The following is a 7,191-nucleotide window of genomic DNA, read 5'->3' as shown; positions in this document are numbered from 1 at the left end:
GCCCAGGCAGTGACCGGAAAAAGGGGCCGCGGCGTTTCTGTTCGGACCGTGAGGATCCTACGTTCGCCTTGTGATCACGCGACGACGCCAAAAGTACGGGAGGCCCGGCGCTCGGACACGCCCAGTTCCTGCCAAACATGGTCAATGCACTTGCGGCGTCGCGAAGGGCTCAGAAGTTTCCCCTGGCTACCTTGGGCAGGATGAGCTTGTCCAAGGTCAGGTCAGACACCGCTCGACGCAGCCGCTGGCACTCTTTTTCAAGCTGCTTCAGCCGTGCGAGTAATGACGGTTGCGCCTCGCCGTACAACTTGCGCCATCGATAGAACGTCTGTTGTGTCATGCCAATATGTCGCACCGCCTCGGCAATCGCCGTCCCCTGCCCCTGAGGAACTTCAACCTGCCGAAGCTTCGATACAATTTCTTAGGGCTTCTCTCGTTTTCCAGCCATCGCTGATCCTCCAAGTTATGGGTCAAATCCATCCCTGCTGGTGGACCACTTTCAGGGGTTTACTCCATGGTCACGGGTTCAATCTCTGTCACATCCCCCATTTTTCTCAACTGGACGTGCGCTGAGCAGTCCTCGTATTCTATGTTTGCGTTGGGCTGATTTTCTGTGACTCGTTGATAAGAACCACGAGCAGATCAAGGATCTGATCGCTGTTGCGTTCGAGCATCATCATGTGTCCGTTTCCGGTGATGTCGTGGTCGGGTAAGTACACAAAGCGGCTGATCATCCCTTGTTCCGTCAGGAAATCGCCGATAGCGGAGTCCGTAGCGGGAGGATGATCGGGGTCGCTGTCGCCGGTGACAATCAGCACCTGGGTTCCGGCCAGTGCATTTGGGGTCAACATCCGCAATTGCTGCCCTTCGAAATTGATACGCTCCAGAAAAAGTTGCCGGGGGACTGCCTGCAGTCCGGCAAGGTAACTGTCCGTGTGTTGACGAGGAAACTGCGTGCTTGAGCCGATTAGTTTGGCGCGGGCTGCCTCATGGCTGAGTACAACCGGCCCGTTCGGATGTACATCGAGTGGAACGCCGGCAAATTCCATGACCAATCGATCCGGGCCTTGGGACATCAGTTTGGCGGCTGGCTGGATGTTGCCTGGCGGGCCAGGCGCGACCGCGACCAAACGGCTGACCCGGCCGGCCAGCAATTCGGCAATCCGCCAGCCAATGGCGCCGCCCATTGAATGGGTCCAGAGGATGATTTCGCCCTTGAGAGTTTTTACCGCCGCGGCGATCTGGTCGGCAACGAGCTGTCCCGTCAACTTTTCGGGCGGGACATAGCCGCTGCGGCCGCACCCCGGCCAATCGACGCATATGACGCGATCACCGGTGCGAGCGAGCCGTATAGCCCAACCTTCCCGGTTATCCGGCGTCTGCAACCAGCAGGCGCCAGTGTGCATGCCGCCGTGTACCATGACGTGCGTTCTTGCGAAATTGGTGTCAGCCGGGACAATGATGTCGGCGTAAACGCCATCCGGCCCAAGGGGGCCGGATGTTTTGGACAGGCATGCGTCCTCAATCATTGGATGCCATTACCTTCGGGCAACCTGAAGCTGCACCCTCCAGGGATCAAAGCGTTGGGACGCATCAGAGGACGCTGTCGATGGCGTCGGCCAATTCGCGTGGGCGTGTCATCATTGCCTGATGGCTGCCGGGACTTTCGGCGGTTTTGGGATTTTCCAGGCGGGACGCCATGTTGCGATAGACCTCAGCAGGCATGGCCATATCTTCTTTGAGGAAGACGTAGGCAGATGGGTGTTTCTTCGCCCAGAAGCTGTTGAGGCGGATCGACTGATCGAGCCATCCCATCGGGCAGGATATCAACCGCTGCGCAAGCCGGTCCAAGCTTTCCGTGTCGGCGTCCTGCATGAAAGCGTTGTCCCACAACTCCCGGGTCATGGGGACTGTGTTGTCAGGAGATGCGCTGGCCATCGCGGTAAGACCTCCCACAAGTTCGGCGGGCAGTACATCATTTATGCATTCGCCATCGAGCAGGACCCAGGCGTCCACAAAGGTAATGTTTTTTACTGCATCCGGCATAGCGTCAGCCACCAATTGCGCCAGCGGGCCGCCGCCGCTATGTCCGACTATTGCGAACTCTGTCCAGCCTTGGTCCTTGATCCTGCCAATGAGGTCGTCGGCCATTTTGGAAAGTGTCACCCTGGCCCTGTTGTCGTTCTTTTCGTGGCCCAACATTGTGGGGTGGAAGGTCTCATGGCCCTTCTCTTCAAGCGCTGCGGCGACGTCGTCCCACGCCCAGCCGCCCTGCCAGCCTCCATGCACCAATACGATTTTCATGATTACCTCCCATAGGGTTATGATGTTATTCAGCGTATATATGGTAGAATAGCTTCGTCCCATATGCAACCATAATTAGTTCCAATTGCAACTATGAAATCGGTAGTGCCCCACGGGGTGGTGTAAGAGGCCGCGCGCGAAGCCTTTTGGCTTAGCGCAGCGCGCGGCCTGACTGGCGGCCACCGCGCTTCTTCGTAGTCTGAGGTTGTTCGACGACCGACGACAACGAAGGAGAGCACGATGACCGAGACCATGATCGACCTTCCGGGGGTGATCGCCAAGAGCGATGACACGGATTTCCTGCGCGAGCTGATCCAGGACGCCGCGCAGCGGCTGATGGACATCGAGGTGGCCGCCGTGTGCGGTGCCGCGCATGGCGAGCGTAGCCCGGACCGTGAGAACCAGCGCAACGGCTACCGGCCGCGGCAATGGGATACGCGCGCGGGCAGCATCGGGCTGAACATCCCGAAGCTGCGCAAGGGCAGCTATTTCCCGACCTTTCTGGAGCCGCGCAGAACGGCCGAGAAAGCATTGATGGCGGTCATACAGGAGGCCTATATCCACGGCGTCTCCACCCGCGCCGTTGACGATCTGGTGCGCGCTATGGGTCTGACGGGCACGTCGAAGAGCCAAGTGTCGCGGCTCTGCGAGGAGATCGACGAGCGGGTCGATGCCTTCCTCACCCGGCCCCTCGAAGGCGACTGGCCCTTCCTCTGGCTCGACGCGACCTACGTGAAGCTGCGCGAGGGCGGTCGGATCGTCTCGATGGCGGTGATAGTGGCCGTCGCCGTCAACACGGACGGACGCCGGGAGATCCTGGGGATCACGGTCATGCCCTCGGAAGCCGAGACGTTCTGGGCCGACTTCCTGCGGTCTCTCACGCGCCGAGGGCTGCGCGGCGTGCAGCTGGTGATCAGCGACGCCCACGAGGGTCTGAAGGCCGCTGCGCGCAAGGTCTTGGGCGCCGGATGGCAGCGTTGCCGCGTGCATTTCCAGCGCAACCTGCTGGCCCGCGTGGGCAAGGCCAACAAGCCGGTGGTCAGCGCCGTGGTGAAGACCGTCTTCGCCGAGAAGGACCGCGACCAGGCCCATGCCCGCTGGCGCGAGGTGGCCGACAACCTTCGTGACCGGTTCCGGGATGTCGCGGAACTCATGGACGAGGCAGAGCATGACGTCCTCGCCTACATGGCCTTCCACGAGAGCCTGCGCTCGAAGTTGCACAGCACGAACCCGCTGGAGCGCGTTAACAAAGAGATCAAACGGCGGACCAATGTCGTGGGGATATTCCCCAATAGAGAGGCCGTCGTCCGCCTCGTCGGGGCGCTCATGCTGGAGCAAAACGATGAGTGGGCCGTCTCCCCGCCGCTACATGCCGGTGGAAAAGTTGACCGCCATGTGTAACCATCCCGATGCAGCGACGATGATCGCCGCACAGTGAACGAGCAACACCAGCTATGAAGAAGCAGGTGGACGTCAGTTCCTACACCATCTCCCGGGACACTACCATGAAAACCATGAAATCCGATGAAAGCAGAAATGAGAAGGATATGGGTTTACAGGACCGCGATGCGGTCCTGAACGGTACTGAAATACCGTTCGCCTACAAAGCCTCCTATATTCTCAACTTCTATCGAGAGCCCTTGTTCAGGGTTATTGAAAATGAGCTTGGTCTGAAGCGATCCGAGGCGATCTTGCTGATTTTTTTGTCGTTTCGCGATGGCGTGGCGGCCCAGGAAATGTGCGATCTGACCGGTCATTCCAAGACCAATGTAAGCCGCGCGGTCAACGCGCTGAACAAAAATGGCATGATCACACGAGATGTCGATCCGGGTGATAATCGCCGCCAATTGCTCTACCTGACCGATCTGGGACGGCGTGCGTATAGTGCATTCATTCCCGAACTCATGGCCAGGGAGGCGTCCATGCTGGCGCCCCTGACAAAGGCGGAGCGGCGGCAATATATGTCGCTACTGACGAAGATCGCTGGCGGCGTTCCAGGTTGGACTGGTAAGAGCGACGATCTGGATGCGAGCGCACGGCGCATGCGCCGTAGATTCGTTGATTAACTCCAAGCGTCAAAGGGGCATTTCTTATCGCATGTGCAGTGGGCGGCCATTTCCTTTGGAAACCTAGGGCCTTACCCGTCAGTGAAAAAAGCCGCCATTCCAATCGGCGGTAGCCAGTCAATTGGGCAGCATTTTTCTGAAGAGGTGGAGCCGCAAGAGCATGCTCTCCAAAAATCAGAAGCCATTTTGAATGCCTGCAAATTGAAGGAAGATAAAGACAACAACGAGTCGATTTTCTCCATCAAACGTGTTGTCCCCCGTCAGCGCCCCTGGGACTTCTGAATTGATTTCGTAACGGAGGGTTTCTGGCTCATCGTAACCGCCAAGGAGTGGAGATGAGACAGAAACCCGGAACACGCAAAGAACCTGCCGAGAAGGTCGTGAAGGACATCCGGCGGCGGACCAGGAAGCACCATTCGGCCGAGGAGAAGATCCGGATCGTGCTGGAGGGCCTCCGCGGCGAGGACAGCATCGCCGAGTTGTGCCGACGCGAGGGGATCGCGACAAGCCTGTATTATAGCTGGTCGAAGGAGTTCCTTGAGGCCGGCAAGAAGCGGCTTGCAGGCGACACGGCGCGGCAGGCGACGAGCCCCGAGGTCAAGGAACTGCGGCACGAGGCAGCCGCGCTCAAAGAAGCCGTCGCCGACCTCACGCTGGAGAACCGCCTGCTCAAAAAAGCATGCTCGGGGATGGGGAGTTCGAGGAATGAGATACCCCGCAACCGAGAAGCTGGAGATCATCCGGCAGGTGGAACATTCGCACCTGCCGGCGAAGCAGACTCTGGGCCTTCTCGGCATCCCGAGGACGACGTTCTACCGCTGGTATGACCGCTACCTGTCACTCGGCGCCGCCGGGCTCGAGGACCGTCCCTCACGCCCGTCCCGGGTGTGGAACCGGATCCCGGACAAGGTGCGTGACGAGATCGTCGAGTTGGCCCTCGACGAGCCGGAGTTGTCGCCGCGGGAGTTGGCGGTGCGGTTCACGGACACGAAGCGCTACTTCGTCTCGGAAGCCAGCGTTTACAGGCTCTTGAAGGCACAGGACCTGATCACGAGCCCGGCGTTTGTGGTCATCAAAGCTGCCGACGAGTTCCACGAGAAGACGACCCGGCCGAACCAGCTTTGGCAAACTGACTTCACCTACTTCAAGGTGGTCGGCTGGGGCTGGTTCTACCTGTCGACGATCCTCGACGACTTCAGCCGCTACGTCATTGCCTGGCGGCTCTGCACTACGATGAAGACCTCGGATGTGACTGCCACCCTGGAGGATGCTCTGATCGCATCTGGCTGTGACCGCGCCACGGTCGCGCATCGGCCTAGGCTGCTCAGCGACAATGGCAGCAGTTACATCTCCGGGGAGCTGGCCGACTGGATGGCCAGCCGGAACATGGATCATGTTCGCGGTGCCCCGTGCCACCCACAAACCCAGGGCAAGATCGAGCGCTGGCACCAGACCCTCAAGAACCGCGTCCTGCTCGAGAACTACTACCTGCCAGGCGCCTTGGAAGCAGCGATCGGCGACTTCATCGACCACTACAACCACCACCGCTACCACGAGAGCCTCGGCAACCTCACCCCTGCCGATGTCTATCTCGGCAGGGCCGAAGCCATCCTGCGACAACGAAAGGAGATCAAAGCCAGGACCATCGAGAAGCGCCGCTTGCTGCACCGCCAGACAGCGGCATAGACTGAAACCCCATCGAGCCAGACCCTCCGTTCGAGATCAGGCGCTCGTGTTCCAAATCACCTGACGACGGACAACCGGTCCACCTCTGGGCGTAGCGGCGGTGTCTTGCAAAACAACGGTGGGCGTGGACTTGCTCAACGGCCTGTCAGGCATGCAGCCGTCGATGTTCGCGCTGGATCCGCTTCGATCGCACATCGCGCGGGAGCGTGTGATCAACCCAACCCCAGATCGCGTCCGCGGTCCCGTGCTCGAACCCGCGACCTTTGTCCAGCACACCGAAGACGCCGCTGTCCTCAAGGTTCGTGAGCAGCACGCCGGTTGGAACGTGGACGCCCAGGTAGACGGCGCCTGCTGCATCTCGCCAGGTCGTGTCGCGAACCGCACCGGTGCGCCGATCGACACCCCAGGCATGATGGAAGGGTAGTTCGCCGCAGACGGGGTCCCAAGCGTAACCCTCAAAGTAGTCCACCTCGCCTTTGAGGGTCAGATCCCATGCGTTCCGAAACGCCTGGCGCGGTTTTCCGAATGCAATGCCTGGCGGCAGCGGTTCGCCGGCCATGGGTATGCCGTGCTCGCGCAGGAAACGCGCCATCGGTTCCTGCCCGAACACGTCGGCGAAGCATGCGTCGATCAGGTCATAGAATGTGGAGGCCATTTTGGTATCCTTCGGGGTAGAGACGTGGGTCATGTGTGGGGGGCGCAAAATGCCCTGGACCGGCCGGGTGACCCGTTTTGCGGATCACCCTTGTGTGCCGGGTTCAGGGCTTGCCGTAGGGTTCGGCGGCGCGGCAGTCGCGCAGGAAGACATGGGCCGGGTCTGCGAAATTGTAATACGGCGGATCGTCGGGCCCGAGGCGTTGCCAATAGGCGGTTCTCTCGAGCGAGGCGGTGGTGTGGAGGACACCCAGGGAGGCCAGGAACAGCTCGCGGGCAGGGCGCACGTGCCCGCCGTGGGACAGGTTCATGCCGAGACCCTCGAGGTACCGGGACACATCGCGCAAGTAGGCCCGGCCCGCATCGGTATGCATGGCATCCAGCTTGTCGCTGTTCCTGACCAAGTCCGCTTTACGACGCCGCAACGCCTCTCTGGAGTAGGGAGACTCCGGCAGGTCGGATGCGAGCTTCTCCGGAAGCG

Annotated in this window: 7 protein-coding genes and 2 pseudogenes; 4 read left to right on the top strand and 5 right to left on the bottom strand. The window is 60.3% G+C overall.

Features of this window, described 5'->3' with window-relative positions:
- Nucleotides 1-86: 86 nt before the first annotated feature.
- From GQE99_RS21620 to GQE99_RS18410, 3 genes and pseudogenes are all read right to left on the bottom strand, one after another.
- Nucleotides 87-418 (bottom strand): annotated as a pseudogene (locus tag GQE99_RS21620) (transposase); the annotation flags it as partial.
- Nucleotides 419-587: 169 nt separating this feature from the next.
- On the bottom strand, nt 588-1,529 hold the full coding sequence (locus tag GQE99_RS18415; RefSeq protein ID WP_161353339.1) for an alpha/beta fold hydrolase: 942 nt from the start codon (nt 1,527-1,529) through the stop codon (nt 588-590).
- Nucleotides 1,530-1,593: 64 nt separating this feature from the next.
- The gene (locus GQE99_RS18410) at nt 1,594-2,304 is read right to left on the bottom strand and encodes an alpha/beta fold hydrolase (RefSeq protein WP_161353338.1); all 711 of its coding nucleotides are present in this window, start codon (nt 2,302-2,304) and stop codon (nt 1,594-1,596) included.
- 240 nt (nt 2,305-2,544) lie between these two features.
- On the opposite strand from GQE99_RS18410, the pseudogene GQE99_RS18405 reads away from it, so the two are divergent.
- From GQE99_RS18405 to GQE99_RS18390, 4 genes and pseudogenes are all read left to right on the top strand, one after another.
- Nucleotides 2,545-3,742: pseudogene (locus GQE99_RS18405) on the top strand (IS256 family transposase).
- A 16-nt stretch (nt 3,743-3,758) separates the two neighbouring features.
- Nucleotides 3,759-4,370 (top strand): MarR family winged helix-turn-helix transcriptional regulator, encoded by a 612-nt coding sequence (locus tag GQE99_RS18400; protein ID WP_202530940.1) that lies wholly within the window; start codon nt 3,759-3,761, stop codon nt 4,368-4,370.
- Between the two features lie 81 nt (nt 4,371-4,451).
- On the top strand, nt 4,452-4,652 hold the full coding sequence (locus GQE99_RS18395) for a hypothetical protein (protein WP_161353336.1): 201 nt from the start codon (nt 4,452-4,454) through the stop codon (nt 4,650-4,652).
- A gap of 53 nt (nt 4,653-4,705) precedes the next feature.
- Nucleotides 4,706-6,056, top strand: a protein-coding gene (locus GQE99_RS18390) for an IS3 family transposase (RefSeq protein WP_161353334.1) whose coding sequence is annotated in 2 segments (ribosomal slippage) — nt 4,706-5,043 and nt 5,042-6,056 — 1,353 coding nt in all. Because the reading frame shifts where the segments join, the coding sequence is not laid out codon by codon here.
- A 145-nt stretch (nt 6,057-6,201) separates the two neighbouring features.
- On the opposite strand, the gene GQE99_RS18385 is transcribed toward GQE99_RS18390, so the two are convergent.
- Both GQE99_RS18385 and GQE99_RS18380 read right to left on the bottom strand, forming a co-directional pair.
- Entirely contained in the window at nt 6,202-6,711 is a 510-nt protein-coding gene (locus GQE99_RS18385; protein ID WP_161353333.1) for a hypothetical protein, read from the bottom strand.
- A gap of 103 nt (nt 6,712-6,814) precedes the next feature.
- A partial coding sequence (locus GQE99_RS18380) for a hypothetical protein (protein ID WP_235917297.1) occupies nt 6,815-7,191 on the bottom strand: 377 nt, incomplete at its 5' end.

It is taken from the genome of Maritimibacter harenae (genome assembly GCF_009882975.1).
GTDB lineage: Bacteria > Pseudomonadota > Alphaproteobacteria > Rhodobacterales > Rhodobacteraceae > Maritimibacter > Maritimibacter harenae.
Note: the sequence above shows the minus strand (reverse complement) of the source record. Positions and strands in the feature narration are given on the sequence as shown.